The 21,491-nt window shown below is 67.1% G+C and carries 21 protein-coding genes; 11 read left to right on the top strand and 10 right to left on the bottom strand.

Translation table 11 applies throughout. The annotated features are described in order from the left end of the window. Positions 1 to 26: 26 nt before the first annotated feature. The 7 genes from hisD (at position 27) to hisIE (ending at position 6,279) form a co-directional block, all read left to right on the top strand. Positions 27 to 1,325, top strand: coding sequence for a histidinol dehydrogenase (gene hisD, locus ACVCMG_RS00795; protein ID WP_447114672.1), 1,299 nt, complete (start codon positions 27 to 29; stop codon positions 1,323 to 1,325). Further along, entirely contained in the window at positions 1,322 to 2,389 is a 1,068-nt protein-coding gene (hisC, locus tag ACVCMG_RS00800; protein WP_447114673.1) for a histidinol-phosphate transaminase, read from the top strand. Before hisD ends, hisC begins: the two co-directional genes overlap by 4 nt. After that, positions 2,386 to 3,453 carry a bifunctional histidinol-phosphatase/imidazoleglycerol-phosphate dehydratase HisB gene (hisB, locus tag ACVCMG_RS00805; protein WP_447114674.1) on the top strand — a complete coding sequence of 356 codons (1,068 nt, stop codon included), beginning with the start codon at positions 2,386 to 2,388 and terminating at the stop codon, positions 3,451 to 3,453. Before hisC ends, hisB begins: the two co-directional genes overlap by 4 nt. Next, positions 3,453 to 4,043 carry an imidazole glycerol phosphate synthase subunit HisH gene (hisH, locus tag ACVCMG_RS00810; protein ID WP_395119001.1) on the top strand — a complete coding sequence of 197 codons (591 nt, stop codon included), beginning with the start codon at positions 3,453 to 3,455 and terminating at the stop codon, positions 4,041 to 4,043. Before hisB ends, hisH begins: the two co-directional genes overlap by 1 nt. After that, positions 4,040 to 4,768 carry a 1-(5-phosphoribosyl)-5-[(5-phosphoribosylamino)methylideneamino]imidazole-4-carboxamide isomerase gene (gene hisA / locus ACVCMG_RS00815; RefSeq protein ID WP_395118999.1) on the top strand — a complete coding sequence of 243 codons (729 nt, stop codon included), beginning with the start codon at positions 4,040 to 4,042 and terminating at the stop codon, positions 4,766 to 4,768. The genes hisH and hisA overlap by 4 nt, the downstream gene beginning before the upstream one ends. Further along, a complete protein-coding gene (gene hisF / locus ACVCMG_RS00820; protein ID WP_395118997.1) occupies positions 4,762 to 5,535 on the top strand; it encodes an imidazole glycerol phosphate synthase subunit HisF in 774 nt (257 codons plus the stop codon). Before hisA ends, hisF begins: the two co-directional genes overlap by 7 nt. Positions 5,536 to 5,646: 111 nt before the next feature. Further along, positions 5,647 to 6,279 (top strand): bifunctional phosphoribosyl-AMP cyclohydrolase/phosphoribosyl-ATP diphosphatase HisIE, encoded by a 633-nt coding sequence (gene hisIE / locus ACVCMG_RS00825; protein WP_395118995.1) that lies wholly within the window; start codon positions 5,647 to 5,649, stop codon positions 6,277 to 6,279. A gap of 22 nt (positions 6,280 to 6,301) precedes the next feature. On the opposite strand, the gene ACVCMG_RS00830 is transcribed toward hisIE, so the two are convergent. The 5 genes from ACVCMG_RS00830 to ACVCMG_RS00850 all read right to left on the bottom strand — a co-directional run bounded on the left by ACVCMG_RS00830 (position 6,302) and on the right by ACVCMG_RS00850 (position 10,279). Then, on the bottom strand, positions 6,302 to 7,150 hold the full coding sequence (locus ACVCMG_RS00830) for an MliC family protein (protein ID WP_395118993.1): 849 nt from the start codon (positions 7,148 to 7,150) through the stop codon (positions 6,302 to 6,304). A gap of 149 nt (positions 7,151 to 7,299) precedes the next feature. Continuing rightward, complete coding sequence (locus ACVCMG_RS00835; RefSeq protein ID WP_395118991.1) at positions 7,300 to 8,295, bottom strand: C13 family peptidase; 996 nt, start codon at positions 8,293 to 8,295, stop codon at positions 7,300 to 7,302. 13 nt (positions 8,296 to 8,308) lie between these two features. After that, positions 8,309 to 9,001 (bottom strand): acireductone synthase, encoded by a 693-nt coding sequence (gene mtnC, locus ACVCMG_RS00840; protein WP_395118989.1) that lies wholly within the window; start codon positions 8,999 to 9,001, stop codon positions 8,309 to 8,311. A gap of 79 nt (positions 9,002 to 9,080) precedes the next feature. Further along, positions 9,081 to 9,632 (bottom strand): 1,2-dihydroxy-3-keto-5-methylthiopentene dioxygenase, encoded by a 552-nt coding sequence (locus tag ACVCMG_RS00845; RefSeq protein WP_395118987.1) that lies wholly within the window; start codon positions 9,630 to 9,632, stop codon positions 9,081 to 9,083. Then, on the bottom strand, positions 9,629 to 10,279 hold the full coding sequence (locus ACVCMG_RS00850; protein WP_395118985.1) for a methylthioribulose 1-phosphate dehydratase: 651 nt from the start codon (positions 10,277 to 10,279) through the stop codon (positions 9,629 to 9,631). The genes ACVCMG_RS00845 and ACVCMG_RS00850 overlap by 4 nt, the downstream gene beginning before the upstream one ends. Positions 10,280 to 10,446: 167 nt before the next feature. Here ACVCMG_RS00850 and ACVCMG_RS00855 point away from each other — a divergent pair, with 167 nt between their 5' ends. Beyond that, on the top strand, positions 10,447 to 10,779 hold the full coding sequence (locus tag ACVCMG_RS00855; RefSeq protein ID WP_395118983.1) for a high-potential iron-sulfur protein: 333 nt from the start codon (positions 10,447 to 10,449) through the stop codon (positions 10,777 to 10,779). 398 nt (positions 10,780 to 11,177) lie between these two features. On the opposite strand, the gene ACVCMG_RS00860 is transcribed toward ACVCMG_RS00855, so the two are convergent. Both ACVCMG_RS00860 and ACVCMG_RS00865 read right to left on the bottom strand, forming a co-directional pair. Further along, a complete protein-coding gene (locus ACVCMG_RS00860) occupies positions 11,178 to 12,644 on the bottom strand; it encodes an amino acid permease (protein WP_395118981.1) in 1,467 nt (488 codons plus the stop codon). 76 nt (positions 12,645 to 12,720) lie between these two features. Then, positions 12,721 to 14,250, bottom strand: coding sequence for an amino acid permease (locus ACVCMG_RS00865; RefSeq protein ID WP_395118979.1), 1,530 nt, complete (start codon positions 14,248 to 14,250; stop codon positions 12,721 to 12,723). A gap of 168 nt (positions 14,251 to 14,418) precedes the next feature. Here ACVCMG_RS00865 and ACVCMG_RS00870 point away from each other — a divergent pair, with 168 nt between their 5' ends. Continuing rightward, a complete protein-coding gene (locus ACVCMG_RS00870; RefSeq protein ID WP_447115426.1) occupies positions 14,419 to 14,967 on the top strand; it encodes an NUDIX hydrolase in 549 nt (182 codons plus the stop codon). Positions 14,968 to 15,108: 141 nt separating this feature from the next. Here the strand turns inward: ACVCMG_RS00870 and ACVCMG_RS00875 are convergent, their stop codons facing one another. Together ACVCMG_RS00875 and parE are read right to left on the bottom strand one after the other, a co-directional pair. Beyond that, a complete protein-coding gene (locus ACVCMG_RS00875; RefSeq protein ID WP_447106244.1) occupies positions 15,109 to 15,630 on the bottom strand; it encodes a 3-hydroxyanthranilate 3,4-dioxygenase in 522 nt (173 codons plus the stop codon). Between the two features lie 46 nt (positions 15,631 to 15,676). After that, on the bottom strand, positions 15,677 to 17,566 hold the full coding sequence (gene parE / locus ACVCMG_RS00880) for a DNA topoisomerase IV subunit B (RefSeq protein WP_447114675.1): 1,890 nt from the start codon (positions 17,564 to 17,566) through the stop codon (positions 15,677 to 15,679). Between the two features lie 350 nt (positions 17,567 to 17,916). Between parE and ACVCMG_RS00885 the strand changes: the two genes are divergently transcribed. Beyond that, positions 17,917 to 19,017: a hypothetical protein gene (locus tag ACVCMG_RS00885; RefSeq protein WP_447106242.1), complete on the top strand. Its 1,101-nt coding sequence runs from the start codon at positions 17,917 to 17,919 to the stop codon at positions 19,015 to 19,017. Between the two features lie 150 nt (positions 19,018 to 19,167). After that, on the top strand, positions 19,168 to 19,590 hold the full coding sequence (locus ACVCMG_RS00890; RefSeq protein ID WP_447106241.1) for a hypothetical protein: 423 nt from the start codon (positions 19,168 to 19,170) through the stop codon (positions 19,588 to 19,590). A 24-nt stretch (positions 19,591 to 19,614) separates the two neighbouring features. Here ACVCMG_RS00890 and ACVCMG_RS00895 read toward each other — a convergent pair whose 3' ends face one another. Next, positions 19,615 to 21,459, bottom strand: coding sequence for an ABC transporter ATP-binding protein (locus ACVCMG_RS00895; protein WP_447114676.1), 1,845 nt, complete (start codon positions 21,457 to 21,459; stop codon positions 19,615 to 19,617). Positions 21,460 to 21,491: the final 32 nt, after the last annotated feature.

The following is a 21,491-nucleotide window of genomic DNA, read 5'->3' on the forward strand; positions in this document are numbered from 1 at the left end:
CAGGGCAGCACGAGGAGTTCGCTTGCATGAAACGTCTGGACTGGAACGCCCTGGACGAAACGGCCCGGCGCGAGGCGCTGGCGCGACCGGCGCAGTCGCGCGCAGACGACGTGCGTCATGGTGTCGAACGGATCGTCGCGGCCGTGCGCAAGGACGGCGACACGGCGTTGCGCGCGCTCAGTGCCCGGTACGATCGCTGCACACTGGATGCACTCGAGGTCGACGAGGCCGAGTTCGTCGCGGCCGAGGCGGCGCTCGATCCCGAATTGAAAGCGGCGATCCGCGAAGCCGCCGCACGCATCGAGTTGTTCCATCGTGCCGCGGCGCTGCGGCCGGTGGCGGTCGACACCGCGCCCGGCGTGCGGGTCGAGCGCATGCTGCGGCCGGTCAGCCGGGTGGGCCTGTATGTGCCGGCTGGCAGTGCGCCGCTGCCTTCCACCGCGCTGATGCTGGGCGTCCCGGCGCACATCGCCGGCTGTCGCGAGGTGGTGCTGTGCTCGCCCGCGCGCGCTGACGGGTGCTGCGACGAGGCGGTGCTGTACGCCGCGCGCCTCACCGGCGTGCACAAGGTGTTCAAGCTCGGTGGCGCTCAGGCGATCGCCGCGATGGCCTACGGTACGGAGTCGGTGCCGAAGTGCGACAAGCTGTTCGGCCCCGGCAATGCCTGGGTGACCGAGGCGAAGCTGCAGGTGTCGTCCGATCCGGATGGTGCGGCGATCGACATGCCGGCCGGGCCGTCGGAAGTACTGGTGATCGCCGATGCCGCCGCGAATCCGGTGTTCGTCGCCGCCGACCTGCTGTCGCAGGCCGAGCACGGACCGGATTCGCAGGTGATCCTGCTCAGCGATTCGGTGGAGCTGATCGAGCGCGCGGAGCGTGAGGTCGAACGTCAGTGTGACGGCCTGCCGCGCGCTGACATCGCGCGCCAGGCGCTCGCGCAGAGCCGGTTGATCGCAGTCGACTCGCTGGCGCAGGCGGTCGAGGTGAGCAACCGCTACGCGCCCGAGCACCTGATCCTGCAGGTGGCTGAGCCGCGCGCGTTGCTCGACGGCGTCGACAGTGCCGGCTCGATCTTCCTCGGTCCGTGGACGCCCGAATCGGTGGGCGATTACTGCAGCGGCAGCAATCACGTGCTGCCGACCTACGGCTACGCGCGCAGCTACAGCGGCGTGTCGGTGGCCAGCTACCAGAAGCAGATCAGCGTGCAGGAAGTCAGCGCCGACGGCCTGCGCCGCATCGGCCCGTGCACCGCGACGCTGGCGGCGGCCGAGCAGCTGGAAGCGCACCGCCGCGCAGTGACCCTGCGGCTGGAGGCGCTGGCATGAGCGTGCTCGACCTGGCGCGGCCGGAACTTCGGGCGATGCAGCCGTATTCCTCGGCGCGGATGGAGGCCAGCGGCGGCGAGGTTTTCCTCAACGCGAACGAGTCGGCGTGGGCACCGGTGGGTGACGACGGACTGGGCTGCAACCGCTATCCCGAACCGCAGCCCGTCGCATTGGTCGCTGCGCTGGCAGCACTGTATGGCGTGCGGCCCGAACAGTTGCTGGTCGGCCGCGGCAGCGACGAGGCGATCGACCTGCTGCTGCGCGCGTTCTGTCGCGCCGGCCGCGACGCGATCCTGATCCAGCCGCCGACGTTCGGCATGTACGCGGTGTGCGCGCGGGTGCAGGGCGCCGGCATCGTCGAGGTGCCACTGGCGGCGGATTTCACCTTGGACGTGGACGCGGTGCTCGCGGCACTGACCCCGGCGGTGACGCTCGTCTTCGTGTGCACTCCGAACAATCCCGCCGGTCAGGCGGTGCCGCGTGCGGCACTCGAACGGCTGGCGCGGGCGCTGTCTGACCGCGCCTTGCTGGTAGTGGACGAGGCGTACGTGGAGTTTGCCGACGACGGCAGCATCGCCGACTTGATCGACCGCTACGACAACCTCGCCGTGCTGCGCACTCTGTCCAAGGCCTGGGCGCTGGCCGGCGCACGCATCGGCAGCCTGCTGGCGAACGCCGGCGTGGTCGCCTTGCTGCGGAAGATCATGGCGCCGTACCCGTTGCCGTTGCCGTGCGTGGACGCGGCGCTGCTGGCGCTGTCCGGCTGGGGCCAGGCGAATGCGCGCGAACACCTCGCCGTCGTGCGTGCGGAGCGCACGCGCATGTGCGAGGCGTTGCGCCGGTTGCCCGGCGTGCGCGAGGTGTTGCCTTCGCAGGCGAACTTCCTTGCCGTCCGCTTCGACGATGCCGCCGACGTCTACCGGCGCCTGCTCGCCGCCGGCATCGTGGTGCGCGACGTGCGCCGCTACCCGAACCTCGCCGACGCGCTGCGCATCACTATCGGCACGCCGGCGGAGAACGAGCGGGTACTGGCCGTGCTGGCTTCGGATCGAGGCATCGCATGACCGTCCGCAAGATTCTTTTCGTCGATCGGGACGGCTGCCTGATCGAGGAGCCGGCCGACGAGCAGGTCGACAGCTGGGAGAAGCTGGCCCTGCTGCCCGGAGTGATCGCCGCGTTGCAGCGCTTCGTCGCCGCCGGCTACGCGCTGGTGATGGTGAGCAACCAGGATGGGCTGGGCACCGACAGTTTTCCCGAATCCGATTTCCGTGGCCCCCACGAACTTCTGCTGCGCATCCTCGCCTCGCAGGGCATTCGCTTCCGCGAGGTGTTGATCGACCGCAGCCTTCCGCACGAAGGCCTCGACACGCGCAAGCCCGGCGTCGGCATGCTGCGCCACTACCTGGCCGACGACGGCTGGAGCCGCGCCGCCTCAGCGATGGTCGGTGATCGTGAAACCGACCTGCAGCTTGCCGCGAACCTCGGCGTGCGCGGTTTTCGCGTAGGCCCGCAAGGCATCGGCTGGGAGGAGGTGGCGCACCGGCTGCTGGATGCGCCGCGTACCGCCACCGTGGTGCGCCACACGAAAGAGACCCGCATCACCGTCAAGGTCGACCTGGATCGCGCGACCGATCCTCAGGTGCGCACCGGGCTGGGCTTCTTCGACCACATGCTGGAACAGATCGGCAAGCACGGCGGCCTTGCGCTGGAACTCGATTGCGACGGCGACACCCACATCGACGAGCACCACACCATCGAGGATTGCGCGCTGGCACTCGGCCAGGCCCTGAAGCAGGCGCTCGGCGACAAGCGCGGCATCGGTCGCTACGGCTTCACCCTGCCGATGGACGAGGCGCAGGCCAGCGCCGCGCTGGACCTGTCCGGCCGACCGTACTTCGTGTTCGAGGGCAGCTTCCCGCGCGAGCGCGTGGGCGAGGTGCCGACCGAACTGGTGCCGCATTTCTTCCGCTCGCTGTGCGAGACGCTGGGTGCGAACCTGCACCTCGCCGTGCGCGGCGACAACGCGCACCACATGGTTGAAGCCTGCTTCAAGGTCGTGGCGCGCACCCTTCGCCAGGCGATCGCGCGTTCCGGCAGCGAATTGCCGAGTACCAAGGGCGCGCTGTGATGAGCGTGGTACTGGTCGATGCAGGCGGCACCAATATCGGCTCGGTGCGCTACGCCTTGCAGCGTCTTGGCGCGGACGCCGAATTGACCTCGGAGGCTGCCGCGATCCGCGCCGCCGACAAGGTGATCCTGCCCGGCGTGGGTGCGGCCGGACCGGGCATGACGCGGCTGCGCGAGCTGGGTCTGGTCGAGGTCTTGCGTTCGCTGCGCCAGCCCGTGCTCGGCGTATGCCTGGGCATGCAGCTGCTGTGCACGCATTCGGAAGAGGGCGACACCGCATGCCTCGGCCTGATTCCCGCGTCGGTGCGACGCTTCGCCGAGGCTCCCGGTCTGCGTGTGCCGCACATGGGCTGGAATGAGGTGTCGATCCGGCGGGAACATCCGCTGCTGGCCGGGCTGGGCGAGGGCGAGCAGGCCTATTTCGTGCACAGCTACGCGGTGCCGGTCGGCGACTGGACTCTGGCCACCGCCGACTACGGCGGCGCGTTCTCGGCGGTGATCGCGCACCGCAACTTCCACGGCATGCAGTTCCATCCCGAACGCTCCGCGGGTGTGGGCGCCCGACTGCTGAAGAACTTTCTCGAACTATGAACTTCGACGTGATTCCCGCGATCGACTTGCGCGGCGGCCAGGTGGTGCGCCTGAAGCAGGGCGACTACGCGCAGCAGACGACCTACGCGGCGGACCCGCGCGAGCTGGCCGGGCGCTACGCCGACGCCGGTGCGCGCTGGCTGCACCTGGTCGACCTGGATGGCGCACGTTCGGGCCGGCTGGACAATCTCGCGGTGATCGCCGCGATCGCCACCGATGGCATGGCGATCCAGGCCGGTGGCGGCGTGCGCGAAGAGGCAGATCTGCAGCGGTTGTTCGATGCCGGCGTGCAGCGCGTGGTGGTTGGCAGCGTGGCGGTGCGCGATCCGGCGCGTGTCGCCGCCTGGCTGGCGAAGTACGGCGCAGAGCGGCTGACCCTCGCGCTGGACACCCGCCACGCGGAGGGACGCTGGGTCCTGCCCAGCGCCGGCTGGACCGAAGTGGAGGCGCGCACGCTGGACGAGCTGGCACCGTGGTACGCAGCACGCGGCGCCCGTCACCTGTTGTGCACCGACATCGATCGCGACGGCATGCTCGCCGGCTTCAATCTCGACCTGTATCGCCACCTCGTGACCAGCATGCCGCAACTGGCGCTGCAGGCGTCCGGCGGGGTGCGTTCGCTGGACGATATCCGTGCCGCGCGCGATGCCGGCGCGAATGCGGTGATCCTCGGTCGCGCCCTGCTGGAAGGGAGTTTCACCGTGGCGGAGGCGCTGGCGTGTTGAGCCGCCGCATCATTCCCTGTCTCGACGTGCGCAACGGCCAGGTGGTCAAGGGCGTGCGCTTCCGCGACCACGTGGTCATGGGCGAAATCGTCGACCTCGCGCTGCGCTACCGCGACGAAGGCGCCGACGAGCTGGTGTTCTACGACATCACCGCCAGCCCCGAGGGACGCAGCGTGGATCGCAGCTGGGTGGAGAAAGTCGCCCGCGTGATCGATATTCCGTTCTGCGTCGCCGGCGGCATCCGCTCGGTCGACGAGGCACGCGCGGTGCTGCATGCGGGTGCCGACAAGATTTCGGTGAACTCGCCCGCCTTGGCGCGGCCCGCGCTGATCGACGAACTGGCCGCCGCGTTCGGCGTGCAGTGCGTGGTGGTCGGCATCGACTCGTTGCGCGACGGCGACGGCGAATGGCGCGTGCGCCAGTACACCGGCGATCCCGCGAAAATGCAGGCGCTGCCGCGCCGCACGCTGGACTGGATAGTCGAGGCACAGCGGCGGGGTGCCGGCGAGATCGTGCTCAATTGCATGGACAGCGACGGGGTACGCCGCGGCTACGACCTGGACCAATTGCGGGCCGCCCGCGCGATCTGCCAGGTGCCGTTGGTGGCCTCCGGCGGTGCCGGCGCTCCCGAACATTTCCGCGATGCCTTCGTCGAGGCCGACGTGGATGGCGCGCTGGCGGCCAGCGTGTTCCATTCGGGCGCCATTTCGATTCCCGCGTTGAAGCGCTACCTGCAAGCTGAAGGCGTACGGGTGAGGAGTGAGTGAGCAGGAGTGAGAAGTGAGAGACAGCAGAAACCTCACCGCAATGGTGGATCGGATGCTTTCTGTCACTTCTCACTTCTCTCCACTCACTTCTCGCTCCAAGGAGATCAACCCATGACCACCACCCCTGCAATCAATCCCGATGTTCCCGACTGGGCCAAGGGCAATGGCCTGCTGCCGGCGATCGTGCAGCACTGGCTGAGCGGCGAGGTGCTGATGCTCGGCTACATGAATGCCGATGCGCTGGTGCAGACGCAGGCCGATGGCCGCGTCACCTTCTACAGCCGCAGCAAGCAGCGCTTGTGGATGAAGGGCGAGAGCTCCGGCAACGTGCTCGCGCTGAAGTCGATCCGCCTCGACTGTGACGCCGACACCTTGCTGATCCAGGCCGAACCGCACGGCCCCACCTGCCACACCGGCACCTCCAGCTGCTTTGGCGACAGCGCCGACGTGCGCCCGCCGCTGGGTTTCCTCGCCGAACTCGACGCGCTGGTCGCGCAACGCCACGTCGAGCGGCCGACCGGCAGCTACACGACGAAGCTGTTTGACGACGGCATCCGCCGCATCGCCCAGAAGGTGGGCGAGGAGGGCGTGGAAACGGCGCTGGCCGCGGTAGTGCAGGACGACGAGGCGCTGCTGGGTGAAGCAGCGGATCTGCTGTTCCATCTCGTGGTCGTGTTGCGGGCGCGCGGATTGTCGTTGGCGGACGCGATTGCGGTGCTGGCCGACCGGCACCGGGTGCGCTAGCGAGGAGACCGGTCGGTGCAGATCAGGGGGTGCGGCAAGCCACGCCGGCTGCCGACGCGATCTGTTCGCCGGGTTTGAGCTCGGCGAGCCAGGCGTCATGCATGCCCTTGCTCCACCATTGCCAATGCTCGTCCACGTAGCGCGCGCCATCGGCCGAAACCGCCGCGTGCAGCCGATGCGTCTGCGAGTCGAAGTCCAGCATGGCGGTCTGCGTGTCGGGATAGGCGGCCAGCACGGTGCGGCCATCGTCGCAGCGGTAGCGAATGCTGGCCGCGCCGATGGTCCCGGTTGCGCCGGCCACGCGGAACGGGCCGATCGAGTACGTGGATGGCTTGCCGCCGGCGCCGCAGAGTTGGCCGTGGAAGGGTGCGCTCACGGTTCCCGCGCCGATGGCCAGCGTGATGACGGCCGGCGACTCGCAATGGCCGTCGTCGTAGACGTTGCCTGAAACCCAGCGCATGTCGCTCTCCACACTGGCGCCGGGAGCCAGCGTGAGCCGTGGTGGTTGGGCGGCGGGTATTGGCGGGACCTGCGCGGCGATGGCCAGTGTTTGCCGTTGTGCGCCCCGCAAGCCCGGCGCGGGCATGGCGGCGATCGAACAGGCGACTTCGCTTGCGTTGTGCACGACCAGCATGGTGCCGGCATGCGACATTCCGTTGAAGCGGCCGTTGCCGTCGTCCAGCGACAGCTTGAGCTGCGCGGGCACGCATGCGGCGGGGGCGGCGGCTTGCGTCTGGCGTGTCGCGGGCGGCGCTGACGAACAGGCCGACAGCACCAGCAGGGGAATCATGGCTGGCCGCCATGGCGACGAGAACGGCCGGCGCAGGTGGCTCGACATGGCGGGCCTGGTCAGGTGGCTGCGTGCGCTCATGCGGGTCTCCCGCTCAGGAAGGGAGCGCCACGCTAGCAGCCGCTGCAGGTGAAATTCGTGAAGCCTCGCGGCGACATGCGTGGCGCGTTATATCCGGGATTCATGGCAGCGACGCCCGGCGCGGACCTGGCCAGGGGTTTGAGCTGCGGTCAGGGCGTCGGCGTCGTGTCGGCTGCGCCGGGCGCTGCTGGCTTGAACGACACCGCCGGGCCGGGCACGACGTGCTTGCGCCACGCTGCCAGCTGTGCCGCGATGCCGCTGCCGACGTCGATCTGCGGTTCGGAGGGGGTGAGCTCGTCCTGCCTTTCCCAGTGGGCGATATCGCCGCGTGCCCGCTTGAACGCGTCGACGAAGTTGTCGGTGTGGTTCAGCGCATCGACCAGCCAGGCCTTGCCGAAGTAGGTGATGTCCGAATCGCTGCCGCAGCCGAACGAGCTGCGGTCGCTGCGTGCAGCGGTGAGCACCAGGGTGCCGGAACCGCGCAGCGGCGGCACGAAGCCGCCGGAGTAGCAGGCGTTGACCACCACCACTTTCCACCGGAAGTGGCGCGCCGCCAAAATGTCGGCGAGATCCTGCGCGCCGATCTGATCCAGCGGCAACGGGTCCATGTCGACCAGCAGGGTATGGTCCTCGTCGCCGTGGCTGGTGACGTAGAGCAGCAGGATGTCCTCGTCCGTTCGCATCACCTGCTGCAAGCCGTCGAGCGCCGCTTCGAGATTGCTCCAGCTGGCCAGCGGGTGGGTGGTCAGCGAGGCCGGGTTGTTCTCCAGCACCAGGCTGTGGACGGTGGGGCCGAAGCGCGAACCGAACAGTTGCGCGGCGTATTCGGCCTCATTGCGGAACACGTCCTCGCTGCCGTCGCCGGCGAAAGCGAGCAGGTAGAGATTGGGCTTGCCCGCCACCCGCGGCGTCAGTCGGGCGAGGGCGTCGCGTACCATCTGCGGCTGGGCGTAGAGCACCTGCTCGGGGCTGGGCGCGGATGCCGGCCAGGCATCGGGCGCCGCTGTCGATTCGGCCGGTGTTTCGGCTTGAAGCGGCATCGCGGGCGGCGTGTTGGCCGAGTCGGGGAGAGCGCTGACCGGCAACCACGCGGCCAGCGCCACGCCGGCGCTGAATGCCGCCGCGATGGTCAGCAGAGTACGCACGCCCCGACGCATCTCAGCTGGCCGGGTCGATCGCGTCGAAGTCGCGATAGACCCGATGGCTTGCCGCCTCCGGCCGCGGTTGCGGCTCACGCACCAGCCAGGCGGTTTGGAAACCGGCGGCGCGCGCGGCGTCCAGCTCCTCGACGATATCGGACAGGAACAGCAGGTGGCGGGGCTCCTCGCCCACGGCTTCGGCGATGCGGCGATAGGACTGCGCCTCGCGCTTGGGGCCGGTTTCCGTATCGAAATAGCCGGCGAACAAGGGCGTCAGGTCGCCGGCTTCCGAGTAGTGGAAGAACAGCTGCTGCGCCGGTACCGAACCGGAGGAGTACACATACAGGCGAAGCCCGTCGGCGCGCCAGGCGCGCAGGCGGGCAGCCACTTCGGGGTAGACGTGGGCGCGGTAGGCTCCGCTTTCGTAGCCTTCCTTCCAGATCATGCCCTGCAGCGCCTTGAGCGCGGTGGACTTGCGATCCTGCGCGATCCATTGCAGCAGCAATTCCACCACCTCCTGTCGTTCGGCCTCGATCATGCCGGCTTCGCGCGCGGCCTCGTGCAGCCAGTGCTGCACGTCGGGACGATCGCCATGGGTTTCCACGAACGCGGGCAGGCGCTTGCGGGCGAACGGAAACAGGACGTCGCGGACGAAGTCGATCGAGCTGGTGGTGCCCTCGATGTCGGTGACGATGGCGCGGATTTCGGTCATGGGGACGGGACTCGGGCCTTCGACAGATTCAGCACGATGGATGCGGGGGTTGGAAAAGGCATCGCCCGCGAGCGGGCTCCTACGGGTTCGGCTGCATGCGGGGGAAGCGGGTGGCGATGTCGTCGCCCGTGAAGTTGGCCACCCAGCCTTCCTTGTTGGTGAACAGGCGGATGGCCACGAAGTACGGCGCCTCGCTCATGTCGAACCAGTGCCGCGTGCCGTCGGGCACGCCGATCAGGTCGCCTTGCTCGCACAGCACGTCGTAGACCTTGCCATCCAGGTGCAGGGTGAACTGGCCGGAGCCGGCGACGAAGAATCGCACCTCGTCCTCGCTGTGGGTGTGTTCGCTGAGGAACTTCTGGCGCAGGGCGGCGCGGTCGGGATGGTCGGGAGCGAGGCTGATCACGTCGACGGCCTGGTAGCCGGCTTCGTCCATCAGGCGGTCGATGTCGCTGCGGTAGGCCGCGATCACTTCCTCCTGGCTGGCGCCCGGGGCGATCGGCTGGTTCGCTTCCCATCGTTCGAAGCGCACGCCGACCTTGGCCAGTTCTTCCGCGATGGCTTCGTGGCGGTCGAGCGTGGCGCGGGCGGTGTGCGGTTCGTTCTCGTCGAAAATGCGCAGGCGGCTCATGATGACCTCAGTGTTCGCAGATCCAGTTCGCAGCCGAGCAGGAACTCCAGCGCTTCCAGGTGGCGCTCGCTCTCGGCCATGTCGCGGCCCCAGGTATAGATGCCGTGGCCGTCGATCAGGTAGGCGTGCAGCGGTTTGCCGGCGTCGAGCCAGGCATCCACATGGGCGACCAGTTCGGGCATGTGCTGGGTGTTGGGAAACACCGGGATCTCCAGCACGCTGTCATGGCTGTGGTAGCCGCTGATCGCCTTCTGCAACTCCCAGCCCTGCAGCCGGACCACGCCCTCGCGGGCAAACAGTCGCGACGCCACGCTTTGCGTGCGCGAGTGGGTGTGCAACACCGCATTCATGTCGGGCCAGCGCCGGTAGACCTGGGTGTGCAGCGCAGTCTCGGCGCTGGGGCGCGCCCCGGTGCCCACCGGTCGACCCTCGAGGTCGATCAGCATGATGTCGTCGCGGCCCAGCTTGCCCTTGTCGCGCCCGGAGATCGTGATGGCGGCGTGGCCCGCATCGACGCGCATCGAGAAATTGCTGCTGGTCGCAGGAGTCCAGCCCTTGCCTGCGAGCGCGCGCGCGGTCTCGGCCACGCGGTCGGCGCAGGCGTCGAAGTGGCTGGCTGCGATTGCGTCGGGCAGGGGCTGGCTCATGTGATTTGGACGTCCAAATGAGTGATCGATGATAACACGCCGCGCCAGCGGCTCTTGCCGGAATGAGAGCCATTCTCGCGAGTCAGGAAAGATTGCGTGACCGGGCGTACCATCGCCGAGGGGCCGGGGCAGGGTGCGTCGGCTGCAACCCAATGGAGACATGTGCCATGTCGAACGACAAAGATATCGAATCGCGTCGCCGGTTCCTCAAGGTGGCCGCAGGGACCACGGCGGCAGCCGTGGTGATGGGGGGCCTGCCGCGGTTCGCGCGTGCCGCCGACCTGCCGGCGTTGGGCCCTGACGATCCGACCGCCAAGGCCCTGGACTACGTGGAGGACACCACCAAGTCCACCAACCCCAAGCACAAGGCCGGCGACGATTGCGCCAACTGTCAGTTCTACTCCGGTGGCCCCACTGGCCGCGGCCCGTGCCAGCTGTTCCCGGGCAAGTCGGTGAACGCGAAAGGTTGGTGCGTGTCGCACACCCCCAAGAAAGCCTGACCGCCACGCGGCAAGCTCTGCAAGGCCGGCGATCTCGCCGGCCTTTTCATTTCATGGGGCGGATTCCGCGGACGAGCCGGTGATGGATGCGCGGATGCTGGACAAAGTGCGGCCCGGCGACGTCAGGCTGAGGAGCTGCTTTGCCTGACGGGCCGGGCCGCGATCCGGGGCCCACTGCCAAGTGATTTACCCTCGGACTGGGGATCATACTCCCGCGTTCGGCGAATGGGCGACCCCGGATGCAACTCGCCGCGATGGCGCACCGACAAGCTATTTAAAATCAATCATATAACACGCATTTTACATTCAAGTTCGCATGTTCTGACGAGAATGGTGGAATCGCGACGTTTGCGTGACTTGTGTGCTTATGAAGTATTTTCAGCGATCTTAAGCGAATATCACTGAAATTTCGTCACGGACGGTTGATTGGCCGCCTGATGCAGCACGCTGTGCTTGCGGCTGTAGAGGAAGTAGATGGCGAAACCCAGCAGGGTCCAGCCGCCCAGGATCGCCCAGTTGAACCAGTCGAGACTGAACAGCAGGGCGAAGCAGCACGCCACGCCGGCAAGGCAGGTAAACCAGACCCACGGCACGCGGAAGGTGCGCGGCAGGTCGGGCAGGGTGTAGCGCAGGATAAGTACGCCGGCGCACACCGCCGAGAACGCGATCAGCGTGCCCATCGAGGTGAGGTTGGCCAGCAGGTCGAGCGGGAACACGGCCGCCAGCAAGGCGATCATGCTGCCGGTGATCAACGTGTTGATGTGCGGCGTGCGGTGACGCGGATGCACCTTGGCGAACACTTTCGGCAGCATGCCGTCACGCGCCATGATCATGAAGATGCGCGGCTGCGCGATGATCATTACCAGGATCACCGACGACAGGCCGATCATGGCGCCGATCTCGACGATCAGGCGCAGCCAGTCCAGCTCCGGATGCGCGGCCACCGCGGTGACCACCGGCTCGGCGGTGTCCAGCAGGGTGTACGGCACCAGCCCGGTGAGCACCGCGGCCATCGCCAGATAGAGCACGGTGCAGATCACCAGCGACACCAGGATGCCGAAGGGCAGGTCGCGTTGCGGTGTCTTGCATTCCTGCGCCGCCGTGGAGGTGGCCTCGAAGCCGATGTAGGCGAAGAACACCATGGCCGCGCCGCGCATGATGCCGGACCAGCCGTACTTGCCGTCGCCCTGCGGCTCGGGGATGAACGGGTGCCAGTTCTCGGGGTTCACGTAGCGGTAGCCGGCCACCACCACGATGATGATCAGACCGACCTTGACCAGCACCATCAGCGCGTTGAGGCTGGACGATTCGCGGATGCCGATGTAGCACAGCCAGGTCAGCGCCATCACGATTGCCACCGCGGGCAGGTTGAACAGGTGGCCCGTGACCACGAGTTCGCCCTTGGTGAAGGCCAGCGGTGCTTCGGTCAGCGCCACCGGCAGGTGCAGTCCCATATGATCGAGCAGGCTGGTGAAGTAGCCGGTCCAGCTCGCCGCCACGGCGGAGGCGGAGATGCCGTATTCCGCCACCATGTTCCAGCCGATGAACCAGGCCGCCAGTTCGCCCAGCGACGCATAGGCGTACGAATAGGAGCTGCCGGAGATCGGGATCAAGGTGGCGAACTCGGCGTAGCACAAGGCCGCAAAGCCGCTGCAGATCGCCGCGATGATGAAGGAGATCAGCACCGCCGGGCCGGCATGTTCGGCCGCGGCCGTGCCGGTGACCACGAAGATGCCGGTGCCGATCACCGCGCCGATGCCCAGCGCCGTGATGCCCCACGGCCCCAGCGTGCGGCGCAGGCCCGGACCGTGGGCGTGGTCGTCGTTGCTGAAATCGGTCTTGCGGGCGAGCAACTGGCTGAGCATGGGAAAGTCTTCGTGGCCGGGGCGGAGAGCAGCAAAAGCGTCGCGGCCGGCGTTGGAGGCGCCGGCCGCGGGTTGGTCAGTGGGCGTTCTGGCGCAACTTGCTGTTGCGGTAACCGTAGAAGCCGTAGATCAGGAAGCCGATCGCGGTCCAGCCGAGGATCAGCCACCAGCGCACCACGAACGCCTGCCAGAACAGGAACAGGCAGGCCGCCGCGCCGAGCGGGCAGACGACCCACACGAATGGCACGCGGAATGCGCGCGGCAGATCCGGGCGCGTGTGGCGAAGCACCAGCACGCCGATGCATACGGTGGTGAACGCCAGCAGCGTGCCCATCGAAACCAGGTCGCCGAGCACGTCGACCGGGAACAGGCCGGCCAGCACCGAGGCGATCACGCCCACGATGACCGTGCCCACGTACGGGGTGCGGTGCTTCTTGTGCACCTTGCCCAGCAGCGGCGGCAGCAGGCCGTCGCGCGACATCGAATAGAAGATGCGCGGCTGGCCCATCAGCATCACCAGCACCACCGAGCTGAGACCCGCCAGCGCGGCAAACACCACCAGGATCTTCAGCGTGCCGAGGATATGGCTGGCGCTGCTGCCGGCCGGCACGTTGCCCAGCACGTAGTTGAGCGCGGTGGCCACCGGCTCGGGCGTGTTGAGTTCGGTGTAGGGGGCCAGGCCGGTCAGCGCCGCGGACATCGCGATGTAGAGCAGGGTGCAGATCGCCAGCGAGCCGAGGATGCCGATCGGCATGTCGCGCTGCGGATTCTTCGCCTCGCCCGCGGCAGTCGATACGGCGTCGAAGCCGATATAGGCGAAGAACACCAGCGTCGCCGCGCGGATCACGCCGCTCCAGCCGTACTTGGCGCCGCCCTCGTTCTCCGGGATGAACGGGTGCCAGAGATCCGGGTTGAGGTAATGGAACGTCACGGCCAGGAACAGCAGGATCACGATGACCTTGATCGCCACGATGATCGCGTTGACCGTGGCCGATTGGGTGATGCCGCGGTAGCAGAGCCAGCTGATCGCCGCCACGATGGCCACCGCCGGCAGGTTGATCAGGGTGCCGGTGGCGATGATGTGGTGGCCGCTGGCGTCGAAGGTCAGTGGTGCCGAGGCCAGTGCGGCGGGCAGCGAGACATCCACGCCGATCCAGGCGCTGATCATGCGCAGCATTTCATTGAAGTAGCCCGACCAGCCCACCGCCACGGTCGAGGCGGCGAACAGGTATTCCAGCACCAGGTTCCAGCCGACGAACCAGGCGACCACCTCGCCCAGCGTGGCGTAGGAATAGGAGTAGGCGCTGCCCGATACCGGCAGCATCGCGGCGAACTCCGCGTAGCAGAGACCGGCCAGTGCGCAGGCGAAACCGGCCATCAGGAAGCTGATCACCAGCGCCGGACCGGCGAACTGCGCCGCCGCCGTGCCGGTGAGCACGAAGATGCCGGCGCCGATGACCGCGCCGATACCGAGCATCACCAGGTGACGCGCGGTCAGTGCGCGTTTCAGTGTCACCTCGCCGGTACCGCTGCCCTCGACAGGCTCGCCGGCGTCGACATGAGGCATCGCCTCGATGCCGTGGGTGGCAAAAAGACCTTTTGTCATCGGGTTCCCCTCGGATGGATTTCCTGTCCTTTCCGCGCGATGGCGGCGTGCGTGGACAGGCTGGACAATGGCGGGCCAACATATCCCATGCGACGAAGGTTGTACAAGCTTCGTCCATGTTGCGGCGAAACATGCCGCGCCCACTTTCTTTCACGCGTGCAGGTGCCCATGGGCGAGTCCGCAAGCAGTCTCATCCAGGCCCTTCGTCGCTACCGTGACCAATGGCAGGGTGACGCCGACGTCGTCGCGCAGTTCGAGGATTTCGCGCAGACACACGCGGATGCTTTCGAGCGCAGCAACCCGGTGGCCCATTTCACCGGCTCGGCCTGGCTGGTCAGCGCCGATGGCGGCCGTGTCTTGCTGATGCATCACCGCAAGCTGGATCGCTGGCTGCAGCCGGGCGGCCATGCCGATGGCGACACGGACCTCGGGCGTGTGGCCCTGCGCGAAGCGGAAGAGGAAACCGGCCTGACCGGCCTTCGTATCGATGGCGACATTTTCGACATCGACCGGCATCGCATCGCGGCGCGCGGGAACGAACCGGAGCATTGGCATTACGACGTGCGTTACGTGGTGCATGCCGGCGCCGACGAATCGTTCGTGGTGAATGCCGAATCGCACGCGTTGGCATGGCGACCGGTGAACGAAGTTGCCGCCGACGAGACGCTCGACGCGTCGTTGCGGCGGATGGCGCGCAAGTGGCTGATGAAAATGTAGGAGCGCAACTTGTGCGGATGCCTTTCGGCCAAGGCCCAAGAGCATCGCGCACAAGGTGCGCTCCCACAGCCATCGCTGGGGAACTACGCGATACCGAACGCCGGACCGATTCGTGCGTGGCAACGGCGGGCCGTGCTCGCCCTACGTGTATTTCTCCGGTGCGGGATGGACGTGGCCGCATTCGCTGCAGGTGCGTGCGTCGGTCGAGCGGTAGAAGCGCTCGAATACCGGCGGGAAGTCCTGCTCGATGCTGGCGAGGGAGAAATACTCCTCGTAGAGCTTGTGGTTGCATTGCTCGCAGAACCACATCAGGCCGTCTTTTTCGCCGGGCAGGCGGCGGCGCTCGATCACCAGTCCGATCGAGCCGGCGGCGCGGTTGGGCGAATGCGGCACGCGTGCGGGCAGGTAGAAGATCTCGCCGGCGCGCAGCGGGATGTCGCGGGCCACGCCGTCGTCCTGCACCTTCAGCGTGATCTCGCCCTCGAGCTGGTAGAAGAACTCGGGGCCTTCGTCGTAGTGATAATCGGTGCGCGCGTTCGGGCCGCCGACGATCATGATGATGAAGTCGCCGTCGACGATGCACTTGTTGCCCACCGGTGGCTTCAGCAGGTGGCGGTGCTCGTCGATCCAGCGCTGCAAGTTGAGGGGCGGGGTCAGGGACATGGCGTCGCTCGCGTTCGATGGCCGCATCTTAGCGCTGTCGCCGCGCTCAAACTTCCAGCGTGGCCAGGTCGCCCTTTTCCTCCAGCCACGCCTTGCGGTCGCCGGCGCGCTTCTTGGCCAGCAGCATGTCCATCAGCTTCGCCGTGCCGGCATCGTCGTCGACGGTCAGCTGCACCAGGCGGCGGGTGTCCGGGTGGATGGTGGATTCGCGCAACTGCGGCGGATTCATCTCGCCCAGGCCCTTGAAGCGGGTGGTGCTGACTGCGCCCTTGATCTTCTCGCGCTCGATCCGCTGCAGCATCGCTTCCTTCTCGCCCTCGTCGAGGCAATAGAACACCTGCTTGCCCACATCCACGCGGAACAGCGGCGGCATCGCCACGAACACGTGGCCCTCGCTGACCAGCCGCGGGAAATGCCGCAGGAACAATGCCGAAAGCAGGGTGGCGATGTGCAGGCCGTCGGAGTCGGCGTCGGCCAGGATGATCACCTTGCCGTAGCGCAGTCCGGACAGATCGTCCTTGCCCGGATCGCAACCGATCGCCACGGCGAGGTTGTGCACTTCCTCCGAGGCCAGCACCGACGTCGACTCGACTTCCCAGGTGTTGAGGATCTTGCCGCGCAGCGGCAGGATCGCCTGGAACTCCTTGTCGCGCGCCTGCTTGGCGCTGCCGCCGGCCGAATCGCCCTCGACCAGGAACAGTTCCGTGCGGGTGAGGTCGGTGGCGGTGCAGTCGGCGAGCTTGCCGGGCAGTTGCGGGCCCTGGGTGATCTTCTTGCGCACGATCTGCTTGGCGGCTTTCAAGCGCGCGCTGGCACGCTCGATCGCCAGCTGCGCGATGCGCTCGCCTATGTTTATGTTTTGGTTCAGCCACAGGCTGAAGGCATCGTGGATGACGTTCTCGATCAACCCGGCGGCGTGGCGCGACGAAAGACGCTCCTTGGTCTGGCCGGCAAACTGCGGGTCCTGCAGGCGCGCGGACAGCACGAAGGCGATGCGCTCCCACACATCCTCTGGTGCCAGCTTCACGCCGCGCGGCAGCAGGTTGCGGATGTCGCAGAACTCGCGGATCGCGGTGGTCAGGCCTGAGCGCAGGCCGTTGACGTGGGTGCCACCCTGCATCGTGGGGATCAGGTTGACGTAGCTTTCCTGGACCAGTTCGCCCTCGGGCAGCCAGGCCAGCGCGACCTCCATGCCTTCGGCGTCGCGCGCCATCTGGTGCACGAACAGCTCGGTCGGCAGCAGCTCGTTGCCGTTCAGTTCTCCGCGCAGGTAGTCGCGCAGGCCGTCCTCGTAACGCCATTCGACGACTTCGCCGTTGGCCTCGTCGGTGAGTTTCACGTCGAGCCCCGCGCACAACACGGCCTTGGCGCGCAGCAGATGCTTGAGCTTGCCCAGCGAGATCTTCGGCGAGTCGAAGTATTTCGCCTCGGGCCAGAAACGCAGCGTGGTGCCGCTGCGCTTCTTCGCCACGCTGCCGACCACTTCCAGCGGGCTGACCTTGTCGCCATGCTCGAACGCCATCGCGTATTCCGAACCGTCGCGACGGATGGTCACCTCGACCCGATCGGACAGCGCGTTGACCACCGACACGCCAACGCCGTGCAGGCCGCCAGAGAAGCTGTAGTTCTTGCCGCTGAACTTGCCGCCGGCATGCAGCCGGGTCATGATCAGCTCGACGCCCGACACGCCTTCCTCGGGATGGATGTCCACCGGCATGCCGCGGCCGTTGTCGCTGACCGAAACCGAACCGTCGGCATGCAGCACCACCTCGATCGCATTGGCGTACCCGGCCAGCGCCTCGTCCACCGAGTTGTCCACCACCTCCTGCACCAGGTGGTTCGGGCGGGTGGTGTCGGTGTACATGCCCGGCCGGCGCTTGACCGGGTCCAGGCCGGAGAGGACTTCGATGTCGACGGCGTTGTAGCGACTGCTCATGCGGGTGTTTTCTGCGAGACAAGACACAAAGCATGCGGGGCTCGGGCGGGCAGGGTCAAGCCGACGCACAACAGGCACGCCGCCTGGCGCTTGGCGCCTGCTGGTCACGTCCCCGACGTCATGACCAAAAAAGGGCGCTTGGGGAAAGCGGCAATTGGCTTCGCGCTGGATGGCCTCGGGGTCGAGCTGACCCCGCTGACGCCCGCGTGGCTCGGTGACGCCGAGGCGCAATTTATTGCGACCAGGCATCGCTTGTCGTCACGCGCAACGCGGGACTAGAGTTGCGCGTCGACTCGCCATGTCGTTGCGGACACGGCGCAGCCCGACCGTCAAATCATCAGGGGAACAGCATGAACCGAGGGGTCAATTGGGCCGTTGCCATGGCAGCGGTGATGGGGCTGGCCGGCTGCGCACAGCAAGCACAGGTGATACGGCCGAGCGCGGCGCAACTGCACGAGCTCGAACCAGTGTCCGTGGTCGAGGTGATCGATCAGGACAGTCTGGCTGCGCAAGACACGTTTACTGCCGCCAGTGCCAACGTGATCGCGGGGCCAGGCGTGCCGATCATGGCCGCCGCGGCCGGTGGCGCGCTTGGCATGGCGATAGTCAATGCGGAGATCAAGGCGGAGGCGAAGCGATTTGCCGAGGAGCACGTGCAGCCGCTGCGCGCAGCCTTGCAGGGGTTTGACGCAAGATCGGCATTGAGCGACTCGTTGCGGCAGGCGTTGATCCTGCAACCGGCGCGCTTCGGTGATTTCAAGATGGTGGCAACCGCGCCGGCCTCCGTTCCCCGTCGCCTGCTGGTGAAAACCACGTACTCGATGACGCCGGATTTCTCCGCCTTGCAGGTGATCTCGCTCGTGTCGATCGAAGGCACTGGCGCAGACTCCGGCAAACCGATCTACCGGAACATGCTCGTCTATCAGTCGAAGCGGCAGGTAGCGCCGCGGAAAACCGCCGAAGACAGCAAACGCATGACAGCGCAGGAAAATCAGCGTTATTTCGCATTGCATGTGGATGACGACATCGCAAAAGCCAATGCCGACCTGAATCGGCGCGACCCGGAGGCGGCGCGCTTGCGCACGAAGATCAACCAGGAGCAGGTCGAGCACCGCAGGCGGCTGGCGCAGGCGGCTTCGCCCATATGGGATGCCGATACCCGCGCCCAGTATCTGGCCGGTGCCTGGGCAGCCGATCATGGAGAGGCGCTGAAGGCCGCGATGCAGGCCAGCGGCGCCGAAATTGCACATATGTTGCAGCTGGACCTGGCTGCACAGGCCACCATCGGCCAGGTCGGAAAGCCGCGTACGGTGTTCACCAGCGACACGCGGGAGATCGAGTATGTCGACGGTGGCCGCATGGTATCGGTGGCAATGGGCGACGGTGATGCTTCGTTGAAAAAGCCTTCGCCGACGGTGACCGTGCCGATCAGCGCTGCAGGCCTGCGTTGAACACGGCGATGCGGGTTTCCTGTCGCGGCGCACTCGACGCGGCTGACGAACATCTTCGGTGACTTTTTGGGCGGGAGTTCAGTACGCGTGCGGACTCGCTTGCGCAAACTGCTGTTCAAGTGATCAGGCGTTGCAGGAGGCAAGGGGCCGATGGAGCGCGTGATCACTTCGCAGAAGGGTGTGGGTCGTCTTGTCTTCGGGATGTCCGCGGCGCAAGTCAGGGCGCTGCTGCATGCGAGGTTCAACTCGTTCAAGCGAACCCCGGACGCCGCCTGTCCGAGTGACCACTTCGCCGACCTGGGGCTGTTCGCGATTTACGACAAGGCTGGACACCTTGAGGCGATCGAACTCGCCCCGCCTGCAGCGCCGGAACTCTACGGCATGAACTTGTTGGGCATGGGTTTCGACGAGGCCGTGAAGTACCTGAAATCCAAGGACCCACAGCTGGAGCGCGAGGTCGACGGGGCGATTTCCCTGGCGCTGGGGATAAGCCTTTACGCCCCGCATGCGGCGAAGGATCCGAAACTGCCGTCGGAAAGCGTGCTCGTGTTCGCACCCGGCTACTACGACTGAGTTGGTGTCGCGGTCGTCAGGGGCTCACCGATACCCCTGCGCCTGCAACGAGAACAGATGCGCGTAGTGCCCGTTCTTGGCCATCAGCTGCTCGTGGTTGCCGCGTTCGATGATGCGGCCGTCCTGGATCACGATGATCTGGTCGGCCATGCGCACGGTGGAGAAGCGGTGCGAGATCAGGATCGCGATGCGGCCGCCGGAAAGTTCGCGGAAGTGTTCGAAGATGGTGGCTTCGGCTTGCGCATCCATCGCGGCGGTGGGTTCGTCCAGCACCAGGATGTCGGCGCGTGAGCGCATGAAGGCGCGGGCCAGGGCGATCTTCTGCCACTGGCCACCGGAGAGTTCGCGGCCGTCGTTGAACCACTTGCCCAGCTGCGTATCGAAGCCGGCCGGCAGGCTGTCGATGAAGTCGCTGGCCATGCCCTTGTCGCTGGCCTCGCGCCAGCGCGCCTCGTCGTCGAAGTGGGTGACGTCGCCGGCGCCGACGTTCTCGCCCACGCGCATCTGGTAGCGCGCGAAATCCTGGAAGATCACGCCGATGCGCTGCAGCAGCACGCTCTCGTCCCACTCGCGCAGGTCGGTGCCGTCGAGCAGGATGCGGCCGCTGTCGGGCGTGTACAGGCGCGTGAGCAGCTTGATCAGGGTGGTCTTGCCCGAGCCGTTCTGGCCGACCAGGGCCAGCGATTCGCCTGGGCGGATGTGCAGGTCGATGTCGCGCAGCGCCGGCTCGCCGGCGCCGGGGTAGGTGAAGCTGACCTGCTCGAAGCGGATGCCGTCCTCGGGCCGCGCGCCGCGCTGTGCCATGCCGGTGGCCGGCGGCACCGGGGTTTCCAAGTATTCGTACAGGGTGGAGAGGTAGAGGTTGTCCTCGTACATGCCGCCGATCGCCGACAGCATCGCCGACACCGCCGACTGGCCCTGGCGGAACAGCGCCAGATACATCGTCATCTGGCCCAGGGTGATGCGTGCCATCACGGTGCTGGCGGCAATCCACGCATAGGCGCCGTACAGCGCCAGCGTGCCCAGCAAACCCAGCACGAAACCCCAGCTGTCGCGACGCACGGCAAGGTCGCGGTCGGCGCGGTACAGGGTGTGGAAGATGTCGCGGTAGCGTTGCAGCAGCAGCGGGCCCAAGCCGAACAGCTTCACTTCCTTGGCGTGGTCCTCGCGCGCCAGCACGGTTTCCAGATACAGCTGCATGCGCGTTTCCGGCGAACGCCAGCGGAACAGGCGGAACGCGTCGCCGGAGAACTTGGTCTCGGCGAAGAATGAGGGCAGGCCGGCCAGCAGCAGCACCGCCACCGCCCACGGCGAGAACTGGAACAGCAGGCTGCCGTAGCTGAGCAGCGAGATCGCGTTCTGGCCCAGCCCGAACGTGCGCGTGACCAGCGACAACGGCCGGCTCGATGCCTCGCGCCGGGCGCGGGTGAGCTTGTCGTAGAACTCCGAATCCTCGAAGTGCGCCAGCTCCAGGCTCAGCGCCTTTTCCAGGATCATCACGTTGACGCGCTGGCCGAGCTGCGCGCGCAGCAGCGACTGGCACAGCGACAGGCCGCGTTGCGCGCCGGCCAGCGCCGCCACCAGCACGCCTTCCAGCGCCACCCATTCGAAGACCGATCGCAGCGGCGCGTGGCCGTCTGTGGCCCAGAGGCGGCTGGCGGCCACCACCGCGTCCACGATGTGCGCACCGACCCAGGCGATGCCGGCCGGCAGCAGGCCGGCGACCAGGGTGAGCGCGGCCAGCGCGACGGTCAGCGCGTGGCTGGTGCTCCAGACCAGTTCCAGCGCACGACCGCTGTAGCGGAACACACCCAGGAAGCTGCGGGCGAGTTCCTTCGGTGGCTCGGGAGGAGTGGCGTGGGGTGGCACGTGGGAGGTCGCCGGAAGGCGCGGACGGTGCG

The organism is Rhodanobacter sp. UC4451_H18, assembly GCF_052978225.1.

Excerpts from the sequence above, each read along its gene's own strand:
- hisD (WP_447114672.1), top strand. The coding sequence starts at position 27 with ATGAAACGTCTGGACTGGAACGCCCTGGACGAAACGGCCCGGCGCGAG.
- ACVCMG_RS00890 (WP_447106241.1), top strand. The coding sequence starts at position 19,168 with ATGGAGCGCGTGATCACTTCGCAGAAGGGTGTGGGTCGTCTTGTCTTC.
- mtnC (WP_395118989.1), bottom strand. The coding sequence starts at position 9,001 with ATGACCGAAATCCGCGCCATCGTCACCGACATCGAGGGCACCACCAGC.
- parE (WP_447114675.1), bottom strand. The coding sequence starts at position 17,566 with ATGAGCAGTCGCTACAACGCCGTCGACATCGAAGTCCTCTCCGGCCTG.
- ACVCMG_RS00845 (WP_395118987.1), bottom strand. The coding sequence starts at position 9,632 with ATGAGCCGCCTGCGCATTTTCGACGAGAACGAACCGCACACCGCCCGC.
- hisC (WP_447114673.1), top strand. The coding sequence starts at position 1,322 with ATGAGCGTGCTCGACCTGGCGCGGCCGGAACTTCGGGCGATGCAGCCG.
- ACVCMG_RS00850 (WP_395118985.1), bottom strand. The coding sequence starts at position 10,279 with ATGAGCCAGCCCCTGCCCGACGCAATCGCAGCCAGCCACTTCGACGCC.
- hisB (WP_447114674.1), top strand. The coding sequence starts at position 2,386 with ATGACCGTCCGCAAGATTCTTTTCGTCGATCGGGACGGCTGCCTGATC.
- hisH (WP_395119001.1), top strand. The coding sequence starts at position 3,453 with ATGAGCGTGGTACTGGTCGATGCAGGCGGCACCAATATCGGCTCGGTG.
- ACVCMG_RS00865 (WP_395118979.1), bottom strand. The coding sequence starts at position 14,250 with ATGACAAAAGGTCTTTTTGCCACCCACGGCATCGAGGCGATGCCTCAT.
- ACVCMG_RS00860 (WP_395118981.1), bottom strand. The coding sequence starts at position 12,644 with ATGCTCAGCCAGTTGCTCGCCCGCAAGACCGATTTCAGCAACGACGAC.
- hisIE (WP_395118995.1), top strand. The coding sequence starts at position 5,647 with ATGACCACCACCCCTGCAATCAATCCCGATGTTCCCGACTGGGCCAAG.
- ACVCMG_RS00870 (WP_447115426.1), top strand. The coding sequence starts at position 14,419 with ATGGGCGAGTCCGCAAGCAGTCTCATCCAGGCCCTTCGTCGCTACCGT.
- ACVCMG_RS00875 (WP_447106244.1), bottom strand. The coding sequence starts at position 15,630 with ATGTCCCTGACCCCGCCCCTCAACTTGCAGCGCTGGATCGACGAGCAC.
- ACVCMG_RS00885 (WP_447106242.1), top strand. The coding sequence starts at position 17,917 with ATGAACCGAGGGGTCAATTGGGCCGTTGCCATGGCAGCGGTGATGGGG.
- ACVCMG_RS00830 (WP_395118993.1), bottom strand. The coding sequence starts at position 7,150 with ATGAGCGCACGCAGCCACCTGACCAGGCCCGCCATGTCGAGCCACCTG.
- hisA (WP_395118999.1), top strand. The coding sequence starts at position 4,040 with ATGAACTTCGACGTGATTCCCGCGATCGACTTGCGCGGCGGCCAGGTG.
- ACVCMG_RS00855 (WP_395118983.1), top strand. The coding sequence starts at position 10,447 with ATGTCGAACGACAAAGATATCGAATCGCGTCGCCGGTTCCTCAAGGTG.